A 14,757-nucleotide genomic window follows, 5' to 3' on the forward strand; every position below is an offset into this window, starting at 1 on the left:
GATTCGCCCCCAACGGTAGGGGATGACGGGCCCGATCGCATCCGCGAACGGTCCGCTTCACTATTACGGACGGGGCATTTGACCTGTTAATCACCACTTTCCCCTTTCTGGCCGAATGTGGCACGTTCAAAGCGCCTTCATCCCGGGCACCGAACTGGTCAGTCGAGAACCCGCCGCACACCCCGAGGATTCACGATGCCCCCTGAACGTGCCCGCCCCGCGACAGGCACCCTCCTCCGCGGAGTCACGTGGAACTGGACCTGTCGGCTCTGTACCCACAGCAACCCCGACGACGAGGACATCTGCTGCCAACGCTGCGGTGCCACCAAGCGCTAGGTGTACTGACCACAGGGGTTGAGTACAGCTAGGCCCCAGCACCCCACCAGCCAAACACGAAAACGGGGCGGTACGCGGGTGCCCCGCTGTACCGCCCCGTGACAGGAAGCTGAACCCTGTAGGCTCCGCTAAGCCTTCGCGGGCTTAGCAGCCTTTTCGGCCTTGGCGGCCTTCTCCGCCTTCTCGGCCTCCACCGCCGACGGGTCCACGTCGATCCCCGCCTCGCCCCGCTGCTCGCCCGTGATCGGCGTCGGCGCACCGGTGAGCGGGTCACCGCCCGAAGCGGTCTTCGGGAAGGCGATGACCTCGCGGATGGTCGGCTGACCGGCCAGGAGCATGATGATGCGGTCCCAGCCCACGGCCAGGCCACCGTGCGGAGGCGGGCCGAATTTGAAGGCCTCCAGCAGGAAACCGAACTTCGACTCCGCTTCCTCCTTGCTCAGGCCGATCGTGTCGAAGATGCGCTGCTGCATCTCGGCACGGTGGATACGGATCGAACCCGACACCAGCTCGTAGCCGTTGAGCACGAGGTCGAACGCGCGCGAGTTGGTCGTACCCGGGTGGTCGTGGAAGTCGTTCTCGTCGGCGACCGCGGGGGCGGTGAAGGGGTGGTGCACCGGCTTCCAGGCACCCTCCTCGTCGGCCTCCTCGAAGAGCGGCATGTCCGTGATCCACAGGATCTCCCAGCGGGAGGTGTCGATCAGGCCGCCGTGCTTGCCGATCTCCAGACGGGCCGCGCCGAGCAGCTCCTGGCTCTCGGTGCGCTTGCCCGCGGCGAAGAAGATCGCGTCGCCCGGCTCCGCGCCGACCTTGGCGGTCAGTCCGTCACGCTCGGCGTCGGTCAGGTTCTTCGCGACCGGGCCGCCCAGGGTGCCGTCCTCCTGGACGAGCACGTACGCCAGACCCTTCGCCCCGCGCGAGCGCGCCCACTCCTGCCAGGCGTCGAGCTCCTTGCGGGACTGCCCCGCACCGCCCGGCATGACCACGGCCCCCACGTAGGGGGCCTTGAACACGCGGAAGGTGGTGTCGGCGAAGTACTCGGTCATCTCAACGAGTTCCTGGCCGAAACGCAGGTCGGGCTTGTCGGAGCCGAAGCGGTCCATGGCCTCCGCGTACCGCATCCGCGGGAACTGGGCCGGCAACTCGATGTTCTTGACCTCGCGGAGGAGGCGGGTGAAGAGCTTCTCGCCGACGGCGAAGATGTCCTCCTCGTCGACGAAGCTCATCTCCAGGTCGATCTGGGTGAACTCCGGCTGACGGTCGGCGCGCAGGTCCTCGTCGCGGAAGCAGCGGGTCAGCTGGTAGTAGCGCTCCATGCCGCCGACCATGAGCAGCTGCTTGAACAGCTGCGGGGACTGCGGAAGCGCGTACCAGTGGCCCGGCTGGAGGCGGACCGGGACCAGGAAGTCGCGGGCGCCCTCGGGCGTGGAACGGGTCATGTACGGGGTCTCGATGTACGTGAACCCGAGGTCGCGCATGGTCTCGTGCGCGATGTAGGTCGCCTGGGAACGGATCCGCAGGTTCTCTGCCATCTCGTCGCGGCGGATGTCCAGGTAGCGGTAGCGCAGCCGGGTCTCCTCGGAGACCTCGGCTGCGTTGTCCAGCTGGAAGGGCAGCGGGGCCGCCTCGCTGAGCACCTCGATCTCGTCTGCGACGACCTCGACGCCACCCGTGGGGATCTCGGGGTTCTCGTTGCCCTCCGGGCGGACCCGGACCGATCCGGTGACCTTGATGCAGTACTCGGCGCGCAGGTCGTGGGCGAGGTCGTCCTCGCGGACGACGACCTGGGCCACACCGGAGGCCTCGCGCAGGTCGAGGAAGACCACTCCGCCGTGGTCCCGGCGGCGGGCGACCCAGCCGGCCAGAACGACGGTCGCGCCAGCGTGCTCGGCGCGCAACGCACCTGCCTCATGCGTGCGTATCAACGAACTTCTCCTTCAGCGTCTTTTTCCTGTCAAGTGTGCCCGACCTGCGCATCGGTACGGGCCAGTCCTGTGCACACCGCCCGTGCGCACCCGGATCCGAACCCGGGGAGGGCGGCGTGGAACCCACCGGAACCCGCCCTAGGCGGGCCCGGTGCGGATATCTCGTCCGTCGTGCGCCCGAGTGCACGCACTGGGTCGGTCGACGCTGGGGGACTGCTGGACGGTCATGTGCTTCCTGCGGGATGGGCCGGTGCGGACTCTGGGTCAACCGGCGATATCGCGCAGGTACGGATTGGTGGCGCGCTCGCGCTCGACCGAGGTGGCGGGACCGTGTCCCGGGAGGATCTGAGTCTGGTCGGAACCGCCCAGCACGGTCTTGGTGAGGCTGCGCGCCATGGCCGTGCCGTCGCCGCCGGGGAAATCGGTGCGCCCGATGGATCCGGCGAAGACCAGGTCCCCGGCGAACATGACGGGAACGCCCTCCTCCGTCGCGGTGAGGTAGACGACCGATCCCGGGGTGTGGCCGGGGGTGTGCTCGACCGTGAACTCCATACCGGCGAGGCTGAGGGCCTGGCCGTCCTCGACCTCCACCAGCTGGGCGGGCTCGGGGTAGGGCCCCGGCCCCAGAAGCATCTGCAGCTGGGCGGCGAAGCCGGCGTCGACCCCGGCCGCGGGCTCGGTGAGCAGGCCGCGGTCCGCGTCGTGCAGATACACCGGGATGTCGTGGAGGTCGCCGAGTTCGGCCGCCGACCAGACGTGGTCGAAGTGTCCGTGGGTGAGCAGGACCGCCGCGGGGGTCAGGTCGTGCTCGGCAAGGGCTTTGGCCACCTGCGGGGTGGCCTCCTGCCCGGGGTCGACGATCACGCATGCGCCGCCCGGGGCCGGTGCGAGCACATAGCAGTTCGCGGCGAGGGGCCCGGTGGGAAGTGCGGCGATGAGCACGGCGGATATCGTCCTGTCCTGTGGTTCCTACTGGCACTGAGGGCGTGGCCGTTCGCGGCGGGGGCACGCAAACCCTCAGGTGCAGAGCCTACCGAGCCTCGGGAGAGGCGGCGAACCGAATAGTCCGCAGCGAGCGCTTTTGATCACCATTCGGTCACCGCCCGCGCCCAGGCTCTTTGCCACAGCGCGTGGTAATGCCATATTGGTCACCGTCGTCGAGTGAGCCGGAGCCCTCGACCTGCGCCTATTTCTCAGCGGGTGCCGCGCCCGGCCAGACGGCATGACAGCGAGAGCAGCACTCTCGATCTGCTAGGTGAAACACGGCGCGTCGTTGTCCGCCGAAACGTATGGATATCGTGCTTGTGCACGGTGGTTCCCATCACGAACAGGCGCGGTACCGCCGCGACGACCCGAACCCGACCCCAACCGGCCGGGCTCATGACAGCAGGAGGACACGGTGACCACGGACCCTTGGGGCCGCGTAGACGATGACGGCACGGTCTATGTGCGCACAAGCGAAGGCGAACGGGTCGTCGGATCGTGGCAGGCGGGTGCGCCGGCGGAGGCCCTGGCCTTCTTCCGGCGCAAGTACGACTCTCTGGTGACCGAGGTGGAGCTGCTGGAGAAGCGGCTGCGCAGCACGGATCTGTCCGCCTCCGCGGCGATGGCCAGCATCGAGAAGCTCCGCACCTCGGTCACGGACGCCAACGCCGTCGGTGACCTGGATTCGCTGATGCGGCGCTTGGACAAGCTGACCGACCGGGCCGAGGAGCGCAAGGTCGAGCAGAAGCAGGCTCAGGAACAGGCCCGTGGCCAGGCCCGCGACATCAAGGAGCGGATCGTCGCCGAGGCCGAGCGGGTCGCGGTGGAGACCACGCACTGGAAGTCCGGCGGCGAGCGGATGCTCCAGCTCATCGAGGAGTGGAAGAAGGCCCCGCGGGCCGACCGCCCCACCGAACAGGCCCTGTGGAAGCGCATGTCCGCGGCCCGCAATTCCTTCTCCAAGCGGCGCAAGGCCTACTTCGCCAACCTGGACCAGCAGCGGGAGGTCGTGCGAGCCGACAAGGAACGCATCGTTACCGAGGCCGAGGCCCTGTCGAACTCCACCGACTGGGGGCCCACCGCCCGCGCCTACCGCGACCTGATGCAGCGCTGGAAGGCCAGTGGCCGTGCCGACCGGGCTAGCGAGGACAAGCTGTGGGCGCGCTTCAAGGCCGCCCAGGACACCTTCTTCGACGCCCGTAACGCGGTCTTCGCCGAGCGGGATGCCGCGTTGCGGGTGAACGCGGACGCCAAGGAGAAGATTCTGGCGGAGGCCAAGGCGGAGATCCCGAGCATCTCCGACCCGCGACGCGCCCGCGCCCGCCTGCGCCACTTCCAGGAGGCCTGGGAGGAGGCCGGTGACCTGCCCCGCGACGTGCGCGACCAGCTGGAGGGTGCCTTCCGGCAGATCGAAGAGGGCGTGCGCCGGGCCGAGGACGCCGAGTGGGATCGTACGAACCCCGAGGCGCGCGCCCGAGCGAAGGACACCGTCAACCAGCTCTCGACCGCTATCGCGGACCTGGAGGCGAAGCTGGCGAAGGCCCAGGCCAATAACGATGCTCGCCGGATCAAGGAGCACGAGGCCGCCTTGGAGGCCCGCCGCTCCTGGCTGACCGAGGCGGAGAAGGCCCTCAACGAGATGAGCTGACCCTGCCCAACGCGTACGGGCCGCCCCCATCAGGGGGCGGCCCGTACGTACGTTCAGCCTGGTGCGACCGTCAGCGCTGGTTGTCGTTCTGCTCCACGGACGGGCGACGGCGGCCGAGAAGCATAGCGCCGATGCCGGCCAGAGAGGTCAGGAGACCGCCCACCACTGGGAGGGCGACCGAAGCGCCCGTCTGCGCCAGGACCGGCTTCTCAGGCTTGGGGTCCTTGGGGTCCTTGGGGTCCTTGGGGTCCTTGGGGTCCTTGGGGTCCTTCGGGTCCTTCGGGTCCTTCGGGTCCTTCGGGTCCTTGGGGTCCTTCGGGTCCTTGGGGTCCTTGGGGTCCTTCGGGTCCTTCGGGTCCTTCGGGTCCTTGGGGTCCTTGGGGTCCTTGGGGTCCTTCGGGTCCTTGGGGTCCTTCGGGTCCTTCGGGTCCTTGGGGTCCTTCGGGTCCTTCGGGTCCTTCGGGTCCTTCGGGTCCTTCGGGTCCTTCGGGTCCTTCGGGTCCTTCGGGTCCTTCGGGTCCTTCGGGTCCTTGGGATCCTTCGGGTCCTTCGGATCCTTCGGGTACTCGGGATCCTTCGGGTACTCGTCCTTACCCTTGTCGTACTGGCCCGTTCCCCGGGCGTCCGCTTCCTCGGACTCCTCGACGGGCTCGGCCTCTCGAATACCGACCTCGCCGGTACTCTGCCGTGGCAGTCTGTCCTCGACGACGTCCGGCAGTTCGGTCTCCACCTTGTTGACGGAATCCGTGCTGACTGGGCCTACGGGCTGAGAGATCGACTCGTGGGCCTGACCGACGCGATCGGCGTCGTCGGCCAGGGCCGGAGCCATTCCCCAGAGGAACGGGGCGACCATCGCGGCACTGGCCGAGACAGCAGCCATGCGGATCAGGCCGCGTGCGGTGACGGTGGACTTGGGCGCCGTGGGCGCGTATCCGGAGCAAAGGTTCATGCGATAATTGTGCACAGGCAACTACCAAGAGTGACATTTGACATGTGATCAACCATGGAAAAGCCTGGCAATGTTTGACACAGAGTGATGGGCCGCACCCCTCCGGGGTGCGGCCCATCACTCTGTGCTAACGGTGGGCGTCCAGCTGGTAGACGGGGGCCCGGCCCGGGAAGGTGCGGATGTTGGGCACCGAACCCGGGCTGTGGTTGCTCGGCGCCTCCGGCTCCGGCCGCGGTCCTCGGGTGCCCCGGTAGCGCAGATAGCCGCCCACGGCCGCCGCAATGGCGAGCAAGAGCGCGATCCCCGCCGCCACCCAGGCGAAGTGGAGCGCCCCCGGGACATGATGGACGGAAGCGGTACAGGAGGCGAGGTCGGCTCCGGGGCCGGGGCGTACACACACCGTGGAGACCGGCTGCTGGGCGCCCTCGGGGACCTCGGTGATCTCGCCGACCACGGTCAGAGTGGCGCGCTCCCCCGCTTCCAGGGGTTGCTCCCAGGCCGCGACCCCCGCTTCAGAATCCTCAGGGGCTCCCGACACGTAGCGCATCGAGGGCGGCAGGAACTGGACGACCTGGGCCTCGGGCATCGGCTCGTAACCCGCGTTGCGCACCCGGATGGTGTACTCGACCCGGTCGCCGGGTCGGAGGCGCTCCTCGGACTGCTCTTGGACGGTGACATGCAGGCTCTCGGCCCCGGGGACCGGCCCGTCGTCTGTCGGAACCGATTGCCCGGGCAACGCGATCAACGCGGCCAACCCGACTGCCGACACCGCCGCTGGCACGGCCATGGTGTTCCCCCTCCGCATGGCGGCATGACTACCTGCACATATGTAATAACACGGAGTAGTCATGGTGGGTATGTGCCATGCGGAGGTATCCCCCGAACACACCAAAGGCGGACGGCCGCGAACAGCCGTCCGCCCTCAGACGAAACGGGTCATCCCTGGTTCGTAGCCCCTAGAGGCCCACGAAGGACCGCAGCGCCGCGGCGCGGTCCGTGCTCTCCCAGGTGAACTCCGGCAGATCACGGCCGAAGTGGCCGTAGGCCGCGGTCTTGGAGTAGATCGGGCGCAGCAGGTCCAGGTCGCGCACGATGGCGGCCGGACGCAGGTCGAAGACCTCCTTGACGGCCTTCTCGATGATCTCCGGGGCCACCTTCTCGGTACCGAAGGTCTCGATGAACACGCCGACCGGGTGGGCCTTGCCGATCGCGTAGGCCACCTGGACCTCGCAGCGGTCGGCCAGCTCGGCGGCGACAACGTTCTTCGCGACCCAGCGGGTGGCGTAGGCGGCGGAGCGGTCGACCTTCGACGGGTCCTTGCCGGAGAAGGCACCGCCGCCGTGGCGGGCGTAGCCGCCGTAGGTGTCGACGATGATCTTGCGGCCGGTCAGGCCGGCGTCGCCCATCGGGCCGCCGATCTCGAACCGGCCGGTCGGGTTGACCAGAAGCCGGTAGTCGTCCGACTCCAGACCGTACGCGGAGACAACGGGCTGGATGACGTGCTCCCGGATGTCCGGGGCCAGCATCTCGTCGAGGTTGATGTCGGCGGAGTGCTGGCTGGAGACCACGACGGTGTCCAGACGGACCGGGGTGTTGCCCTCGTACTCGACGGTGACCTGGGTCTTGCCGTCGGGACGCAGGTAGGGCACGGTGCCGTTGCGGCGGACCTCGGAGAGTCGCTCGGAGAGCGCGTGCGCCAACTTGATCGGCAGCGGCATGAGCTCGGGGGTGTCGCGGTTGGCGTAACCGAACATTAGGCCCTGGTCACCAGCGCCCTGCCGGTCGAGGGCGTCTTCCTCGTTCTCGACACGCGCCTCGTAGGCGGTGTCGACCCCCTGGGCGATGTCCGGGGACTGGGCGTCGATGGAGACGTTGACTCCACAGGAGTCACCGTCGAACCCCTTCGCGGAGGAGTCATAACCGATTTCGAGGATCTTTTCGCGCACGATGGCGGGGATGTCGACGTAGGTCTGGGTGGTGACCTCACCCGCGATGTGGACCTGACCTGTGGTGATCAGCGTCTCGACCGCGACCCGGCTGCGGGGGTCGGTGGTGAGCATCGCATCGAGGATCGCGTCACTGATCTGGTCGGCCATCTTGTCCGGATGACCTTCGGTGACCGACTCGGAGGTGAAAAGGCGACGGGACACGTTGCGTGACTCCTTGCAGCGGCTGCTGGCTGACATGTGTCGGTACGGCTTCGCACGCTCCCGGCCCCTGCCGGGGACGGCAAAGCCGACCGACGCGGTTGGTTATCTGGTCCACTCTAGCTGGACCCATGAGGGCGGTGCTGGCCGGGCGGCCGCGTCAGCCGTTCCAGAGCACCAAGAGGAAGTGTGACGTACTAAGCGGTAGGAATCCAGTGCACAGAGCGGAAGATTCGTCGACGGGACACGGCCAACACCCGAATCCAGGGCTGCTAAGGGCTCTCCAGCCCATCGAGACCGTTATTTCGGAAGCCGCTCGACCACCATGTTCCACACGCGGTCAGCGAGGTCCTCCTTCGGGCCTGTGGGAATGTCCACGACGGACCCGTCCGCGCCGAGCACGGTCGCCTTGTTGTCGTCCGTACCGAACGCCTTCCCACCGCCGACCTGGTTGACCACGAGCAGGTCGCAGCCCTTCCGCTCCAGTTTGGCCCGCCCGTTGGCGATGACGTCGTCGGTCTCCGCGGCGAAGCCCACGATGGTCTGGGCGATCCCCCGCTCCGCCCGGGACCCGACCAGCCCGGCGAGGATGTCGGGGTTCTCCACGAGCTCGATGGGGGCCGGGGCGTCCCCGGACTTCTTGATCTTGGAGGCCGCGCTGTTGACCGGGCGGAAGTCGGCGACCGCGGCGGTCATCACTACGGCGTCGGCGCCAACCCGTTCGGCTTCCATCGTTTCGGCCAGTTCCACCGCCGAGCCCACGCGCACCAGGCGAACACCGGCCGGGTCGGGCAGGCTGACGTTGGCGGCGACCAGGGTCACGTCGGCTCCGCGGGCAGCCGCGGTCCGGGCCAGGGCGTACCCCTGCCTGCCCGAGGAGTGGTTGCCGATGAAGCGGACCGGATCGATGGCCTCACGGGTGCCTCCGGCGGAGATCACCACGCGCTTGCCCAACAGGTCTGACTCGACGGCGCCCCGGCGGAGCACCAGGCGCGCGGCCTCGAAGAGTTCGGAGGGATCGGGCAGGCGACCACGACCGGTGTCGGCTCCGGTCAGGCGGCCTTCGGCCGGTTCCAGGACGATGGCACCGCGCGAGCGCAGAGTGGCCACGTTGGCCTGGGTGGCGGAGTGCTCCCACATCTCGGTGTGCATGGCCGGGGCGAACAAGACCGGGCAGCGGGCGGTGAGGAGGGTGTTGGTCAGCAGGTCGTCGGCGAGTCCGGCGGCGGCCTTCGCCATGATGTTGGCGGTGGCCGGCGCGACGAACACCAGGTCGGCCGACTGGCCGATGCGCACGTGCGGAACCTCGTGGACCTGGTCCCACACGCCGGTGGCGACAGGCTGGCCGGACAGAGCTGCCCAGGTGGGTTCACCGACGAAGCGCAGGGCGTCGGCGGTGGGCACGACACGGACACGGTGGCCTGACTCGGTCAGCTGGCGGAGCAGATCGCACGCCTTGTAGGCGGCGATGCCTCCGCCGATGCCGAGGACCACCTGGGGAACGGATTCTGTGTCACTCACACATGAGTTCTACCAGGCCCGCTCCGCCGAGGCCGCCGAGGACAGCCCGGCACCCCGCGCATGACAGCGCCCTCCACGCGCCTGTGGCGGGCGTGGAGGGCGGCGGACACGTCACGGGCGCGTCAGAGCATTCAGGAGCCCGGTCGGCGCGATCAGGTGCCCTCGTAGGGCTCCGCGGTGAGCAGGCCCGACTTGACCTCGCGCAGGGCGATGGACAGGGACTTCTCCTGGACCTGGGTCTCGACCAGCGGGCCGACGTACTCCAGCAGGCCCTCGCCGAGCTGCGCGTAGTAGGCGTTGATCTGGCGGGCCCGCTTGGAGGCCATGGTCACCAGGCTGTATTTGCTGTCGACACAGGCCAGCAGGTCATCGATCGGCGGGTTGGTGATGCCTTCGGCGACGGGCTCGGTACCAGCCACTTTGTTACCCCCAGGGACGGTCTCCGGCTCGTCGAAAGCCGTGACGGATGGGACGGGACAGAACTTGGCGCATCAGGTTCGGGTGTCCGGAGTCGGTGCGGTCGGCGCGAGCGACGCCCGGCTATCACACCTTAGGCGCGGTGATCAACGCTAGCAGCTCGTCGCACACTTCTTGCACGGACGTGTTGACCAAGGTCGTGTCGAACTCCTTCTCCGCGGCGAGCTCTACCTTGGCCACCTCCAGCCTGCGCTGGATCACCTCGTCGGACTCGGTGCCGCGACCGGCCAGCCGCCGCACCAGCTCCTCCCAGGAGGGCGGAGCGAGGAAGACGTGCAGTGCGTCGTCCGTGGACTCGCGCACCTGGCGCGCGCCCTGGAGTTCGATCTCCAGGAGGACGGGGAAGCCGGCGCTGAGGCGCTCCTCCACCGGGCCTCGCGGGGTTCCGTAACGGTTGCCCGCGAACTGGGCCCACTCGAGGAGCTGGTTCTCGGCGATGAGCCGGTCGAACTCCTCGTCGGTGACGAAGAAGTACTGGACGCCGTCCTGTTCGCCGGGGCGGGGCTTGCGGGTGGTCACCGAAACCGAGAGCCACAGGTCGGGGTCGATCTGACGCAGGTGCGCCACGACCGTGCTCTTTCCCACGCCAGAGGGGCCGGACAGGACGGTCAGCCGCTTCTCGGCCGGTCGGGACTGGTCTGCGGTCTGCGCAGGCATGTGAGTATCAGGCTTCCATTCGGCTCTCCGCCACGCGATGGGCTGTCGGCCCGGCGTGCGCGGCCAAGGGGACCGGGCTGGCGGCCCGGCGCGCACCGCGGGCGGCTCGTGCTGGCGCCCCGGTGCCGTGTCCCTCGGAACAGCCCCGAACGCCGCGTACGGTCGCGGGAAGATCCCTTTATACCACCGAGCCGCGGTGCGGCGGACGGTGTGTGACCTGGGGCCCACCCGCCCGCCGACCGCGGCTTCGGATACTTCTCACCGTGCGCCGCCACCCTTGGGGAGGCGGCTCCGAGCGACTGTGGGGGACGCTACGGGCACGGTGTCCGGCTGTTCACCGGTGGTGTTACTTGGTGAGGTCGCCGAACTCGCTCTCCAGGGCGGCACGCTGGTTGGTGCCCAGACCCCGGACACGGCGCGACTCAGCGATGTTGAGCCGCTCCATGATCTGCTTCGCACGGACTTTGCCGACACCGGGGAGGGATTCCAGCAGTGCCGAAACCTTCATCTTGCCGATGACTTCGTCCTTGAGGCCGTTGGCAAGCACCTCGGACAGCGAGACACCACCGTTCTTGAGCTTGTTCTTGACCTCCGCGCGCTCTTTTCTGGCCTTGGCGGCCTTCTCGAGAGCCGCGCTGCGCTGCTCGGGTGTGAGGGGAGGAAGGGCCACGCCGGGTCACCTCGGATTTCTACTCGTTTGTAGAGGGCGGACGCCTGCGCAAGTTAGTAGGTCTGACCCCTGTTAGGCAACGTAAAGTGCCCTTTCAAGGGCTATTTCATTGAAGGAACTACCCAGGGTGACTGTTCAATTGCGGCCAGAGACGAAAATCAGGACTTTAGTCCCGATTGACGAGCCGGTGAACCGTGCCACCAGCGCAGGTCACCCAGGGGTGACGCGGGTCACTCTTTGCCATGATTCCTCGGTTTCGGACACACCTAATCGGTGACCGTCCGTGATCCATAACTGCGCGTGATGGGACGGATGCGGCACGGACACCCAACCCGCCAGGTTCCCTAACGGATCCGCCCAGGACACGGACCCGCGGACCCCGCGGAGAGGTTTCAGACACGGACCCCGGCACGCCGGACGGCCGCCGCGATGGACGACGCCGCCGCACCGGGGTCCGCGGCACGGGTGATCGGGCGACCGATGACCAGAAGATCCGCCCCTGCCTCGATCGCCTCCTCAGGGGTGGCCACCCGGGACTGGTCACCCTTGTCGGCCCCCGCCGGGCGCACGCCCGGGGTGATCAGGGTGACGTCCGGGCCCACCTCAGCACGCACGAGCGCAACCTCCTGCGGCGAGCACACCAGTGCGCGCGCACCCGCGCCCACCGCGAGCGCCGCGAGGCGTCGCACGGCGTCCCGTGCCGGACCGAGCAGCCCCACCTGCTCAAGGTCCGTCTCGTTCATGGAGGTGAGCACTGTCACCGCCGCGATCTTGGTGTCCGGAGCGGCCTCGACCGCGGCCCGGACCATGTCCGCGCCCCCTCCTGCGTGAACGGTCAGGATCGAGGGCCGAAGGCCCGCGACACTACGCGCCGCACCGGCGACCGTGGCGGGGATGTCGTACAGCTTCAGGTCCAGGAAGACACCGACACGGTTCGCGCCGCGCACTGCGCTGATGACCTCGGGCCCGTACCGCAGGTACAGCTCCAGGCCCACCTTCACCGTGCTCACGTGCGGTGCGACCGCCGAGGCCCAGGTAGCCGCCGTCTCGATCTCCTTGGCGTCGATCGCGACAGCGATGGGCGCGGTAGGCGCGGTCATTCGGTATCTCCAATCGTGTGCCGCCGACGCGGAGCGCCGGCGCCTGAGGCATTCGTCGGTATTTACGTCTGTGATTACAGAAGCACCGGACGATGCACGTTCACTGTCATGTGCACACCATCAGAGTGTGCGATTCCCCGGATCGAAGGCTTCATGCACCCATCCCGGATCACTTCCCCGTAACAGCCGCCCAAACGGCCGCAGGCGAACGCCGCCCGCGAACCCTCGCCCGGATGCCGGACGCACCCGCTTGGCCACACAGAGCCATCTCAACGCCGTTCAGGCCGGTCAGGGCCTTGCGGCGCCGCATACCGACCCTCACACTCCGATCCCGGCCCGGTGGGCGGCGCCCACGATGTCGGCGGCCTTGACGACCCCGCGTGCAGCGAGCGCCTCGGTGAACTCCCTCAGCACCCGCGTACAGGCCGACGGGTCGGCGAAGTTCACCGTCCCCACGGCCACCGCGCTCGCCCCCGCGGCCATGAACTCCAGGACGTCGGCCCCGGTGCGCACGCCGCCCATGCCGATGATCGGCACGTCGGGGAAGGCCTCGTGGACCCGGTAGACGCACCCCACCGCCAGCGGACGGATCGCCGGGCCGGAGAGGCCGCCCATACCCCCGGCGACCGTCGGCCTCAGCGTCCGGGTGTCCACACTCATACCCCGCAGGGTGTTGATCATGGTCAGGCCGTCCGCCCGGGCCGCGACGCAGGCGCTGGCCAGGCCCACGACGTCCGGCACGTCCGCGGAGAGCTTGGCCAGGACGGGCAGGTCCGACCGGGCGTGAGAGCGCACCGTCTGCACCACGGCGGCGGCCTGGGCCACGTCGTCGGCGAAGTAGCGCCCCTGGGGATCGGCCGGATCGAGGCAGGAGAGGTTCACCTCGATGGCGCCGACCCCCTCCGCGTCGGAGACCCGCCTGGCCAGCTCCCCGAACTCGCCCACGCCCGAACCCGCGATGGAGACGATCGCCCTCCCCCCTCGGGAGAGCAGCCATGGCAGGTCCCTTTGGAGGAACACGTCGACGCCCGGCCCCTGCATGCCCGTGGTGCTCAGCATCCCGCTGGGTGTCTCCGCCATGCGCGGCGCCGGTCTCCCCGCCCGCGGCTCCAGCATCAGCGATTTCGTGGTGACGGCACCGATCTCGCCGATGTCGAAGAACTGGGCCAGCTCGCGCCCCGAACCCGCGCATCCGGCGGCGGTCACCACCGGGTTCGGAAGCTGGAGGGAGCCCATCCTGGTCCTGAGGTCTGCGTTCAATTGCCTTCGCTCGCTCGCATCCGCATGCGTGGCTGTGTCAGTTGTGTGGCTGTGTCAGTCAGTCCGGGTCCGTCGGTCCGGTAAGTCACGCGATGTCACGGGCGGCTTCCGAGGCGCGGGCGGCACCCGACCCCTTCCACCCCGGTGCGCCCAGCGCGTCGAAGGGGATCGTGCCGACGTCGTCGAAGCGCACCTGCTCGCCGCGGAACACCGGGCCGTCCACACAGGAACGCGCCATCCGGGTGATCCCGTCGTCCCCCACCACCGGGATCACGCAGGTCATGCAGATCCCGACACCGCAGGCCATGGTCTCCTCGACCGCGACCTGCACGGGGACCCCGTGGTTACCCGCCACCGCCGTGGCCGCGCGCAGCATCGGCATGGGTCCGCAGGCGTACACGGCGTCGGAACGGGCCTCCTCGATCACCCGCCCCAGAACGTCGGTGACCCGGCCACGTGTACCGAAGGAGCCGTCGTCGGTGGTGAAGGCGGCGGTCTCGGCGATCCGGCGCGCGGTGATGGCGCTGAACACGCGGTCGGCGGAGGCACCGCCGAGTACGAAGTCCACCCGGCACCCGCGCCTGCGCAGCGACAGGGCGAGCGGGAACAGGGGCGCGCTCCCCGAGCCCCCGCCCACGAGCACGCAATTGACCGGGTCCCGGGGCAGGGGAAAGGGGCGGCCGAGAGGACCGACCACGTCGAGCAGGTCGCGTGACCTCCGCTCCGACAGCCAAGCGGTCCCGCTGCCACGCACCGCGAACAGGAACTCGACGGTGCCGCCGTAGTCGGGTTTGACGTCGTGGATCGCGAAGGGGCGGCGCAGAATGGTGCTGGAGTGGTCGCCCCCGACCGCCACCGACACGAACTGGCCGGAGCGGAACCGCTCGGCGATGCCCGGCGCGACAACGGTGATGGCGTAGTAGGCGTCCACCCTGCGCACGTTCAGCACGGGGCACCTGGTCTGCACCGGTCCGTTGTCGCTCATCTGTCCTGGCAGCCTCTCTGGAACTCAGCTATACGGTTCGGGGCCGGAGGGTTCTCGCTAGCGGCTTGACTCGCCTTGCAGAACCCTAGCGGCGCCCG

14 protein-coding genes are annotated in these 14,757 nt (G+C 68.7%); 2 read left to right on the forward strand and 12 right to left on the reverse strand.

Annotation, left to right across the window (positions count from 1 at the left end):
• Positions 1 to 195 precede the first annotated feature (195 nt).
• Complete coding sequence (locus ACYVD1_RS06295) at positions 196 to 336, forward strand: hypothetical protein (RefSeq protein ID WP_460746891.1); 141 nt, start codon at positions 196 to 198, stop codon at positions 334 to 336.
• Between the two features lie 128 nt (positions 337 to 464).
• On the opposite strand, the gene aspS is transcribed toward ACYVD1_RS06295, so the two are convergent.
• A complete protein-coding gene (gene aspS, locus ACYVD1_RS06300; RefSeq protein ID WP_460746892.1) occupies positions 465 to 2,261 on the reverse strand; it encodes an aspartate--tRNA ligase in 1,797 nt (598 codons plus the stop codon).
• Positions 2,262 to 2,525: 264 nt separating this feature from the next.
• Positions 2,526 to 3,203 (reverse strand): MBL fold metallo-hydrolase, encoded by a 678-nt coding sequence (locus tag ACYVD1_RS06305; RefSeq protein ID WP_460746893.1) that lies wholly within the window; start codon positions 3,201 to 3,203, stop codon positions 2,526 to 2,528.
• A gap of 457 nt (positions 3,204 to 3,660) precedes the next feature.
• Between ACYVD1_RS06305 and ACYVD1_RS06310 the strand changes: the two genes are divergently transcribed.
• On the forward strand, positions 3,661 to 4,893 hold the full coding sequence (locus tag ACYVD1_RS06310) for a DUF349 domain-containing protein (protein WP_460746894.1): 1,233 nt from the start codon (positions 3,661 to 3,663) through the stop codon (positions 4,891 to 4,893).
• 70 nt (positions 4,894 to 4,963) lie between these two features.
• On the opposite strand, the gene ACYVD1_RS06315 is transcribed toward ACYVD1_RS06310, so the two are convergent.
• The 10 genes from ACYVD1_RS06315 to ACYVD1_RS06360 all read right to left on the reverse strand — a co-directional run bounded on the left by ACYVD1_RS06315 (position 4,964) and on the right by ACYVD1_RS06360 (position 14,659).
• Positions 4,964 to 5,842, reverse strand: a complete 879-nt coding sequence (locus tag ACYVD1_RS06315) for a hypothetical protein (protein WP_460769062.1) — start codon at positions 5,840 to 5,842, stop codon at positions 4,964 to 4,966.
• Positions 5,843 to 5,969: 127 nt separating this feature from the next.
• On the reverse strand, positions 5,970 to 6,629 hold the full coding sequence (locus ACYVD1_RS06320) for a hypothetical protein (RefSeq protein ID WP_460769065.1): 660 nt from the start codon (positions 6,627 to 6,629) through the stop codon (positions 5,970 to 5,972).
• Positions 6,630 to 6,798: 169 nt separating this feature from the next.
• On the reverse strand, positions 6,799 to 7,992 hold the full coding sequence (metK, locus tag ACYVD1_RS06325) for a methionine adenosyltransferase (RefSeq protein ID WP_460746898.1): 1,194 nt from the start codon (positions 7,990 to 7,992) through the stop codon (positions 6,799 to 6,801).
• A gap of 297 nt (positions 7,993 to 8,289) precedes the next feature.
• The gene (coaBC, locus tag ACYVD1_RS06330) at positions 8,290 to 9,483 is read right to left on the reverse strand and encodes a bifunctional phosphopantothenoylcysteine decarboxylase/phosphopantothenate--cysteine ligase CoaBC (RefSeq protein ID WP_460769163.1); all 1,194 of its coding nucleotides are present in this window, start codon (positions 9,481 to 9,483) and stop codon (positions 8,290 to 8,292) included.
• Between the two features lie 179 nt (positions 9,484 to 9,662).
• The gene (gene rpoZ / locus ACYVD1_RS06335; protein ID WP_460746899.1) at positions 9,663 to 9,929 is read right to left on the reverse strand and encodes a DNA-directed RNA polymerase subunit omega; all 267 of its coding nucleotides are present in this window, start codon (positions 9,927 to 9,929) and stop codon (positions 9,663 to 9,665) included.
• Positions 9,930 to 10,053: 124 nt separating this feature from the next.
• The gene (gene gmk / locus ACYVD1_RS06340) at positions 10,054 to 10,644 is read right to left on the reverse strand and encodes a guanylate kinase (protein WP_460746900.1); all 591 of its coding nucleotides are present in this window, start codon (positions 10,642 to 10,644) and stop codon (positions 10,054 to 10,056) included.
• A gap of 346 nt (positions 10,645 to 10,990) precedes the next feature.
• On the reverse strand, positions 10,991 to 11,314 hold the full coding sequence (gene mihF, locus ACYVD1_RS06345; RefSeq protein WP_460746901.1) for an integration host factor, actinobacterial type: 324 nt from the start codon (positions 11,312 to 11,314) through the stop codon (positions 10,991 to 10,993).
• 392 nt (positions 11,315 to 11,706) lie between these two features.
• Complete coding sequence (pyrF, locus tag ACYVD1_RS06350) at positions 11,707 to 12,414, reverse strand: orotidine-5'-phosphate decarboxylase (protein WP_460769067.1); 708 nt, start codon at positions 12,412 to 12,414, stop codon at positions 11,707 to 11,709.
• A 318-nt stretch (positions 12,415 to 12,732) separates the two neighbouring features.
• Positions 12,733 to 13,674, reverse strand: a complete 942-nt coding sequence (locus ACYVD1_RS06355) for a dihydroorotate dehydrogenase (RefSeq protein WP_460746904.1) — start codon at positions 13,672 to 13,674, stop codon at positions 12,733 to 12,735.
• Between the two features lie 85 nt (positions 13,675 to 13,759).
• Entirely contained in the window at positions 13,760 to 14,659 is a 900-nt protein-coding gene (locus tag ACYVD1_RS06360) for a dihydroorotate dehydrogenase electron transfer subunit (protein ID WP_460746905.1), read from the reverse strand.
• Positions 14,660 to 14,757 lie beyond the last annotated feature (98 nt).

This window comes from Nocardiopsis nanhaiensis (assembly GCF_054778635.1).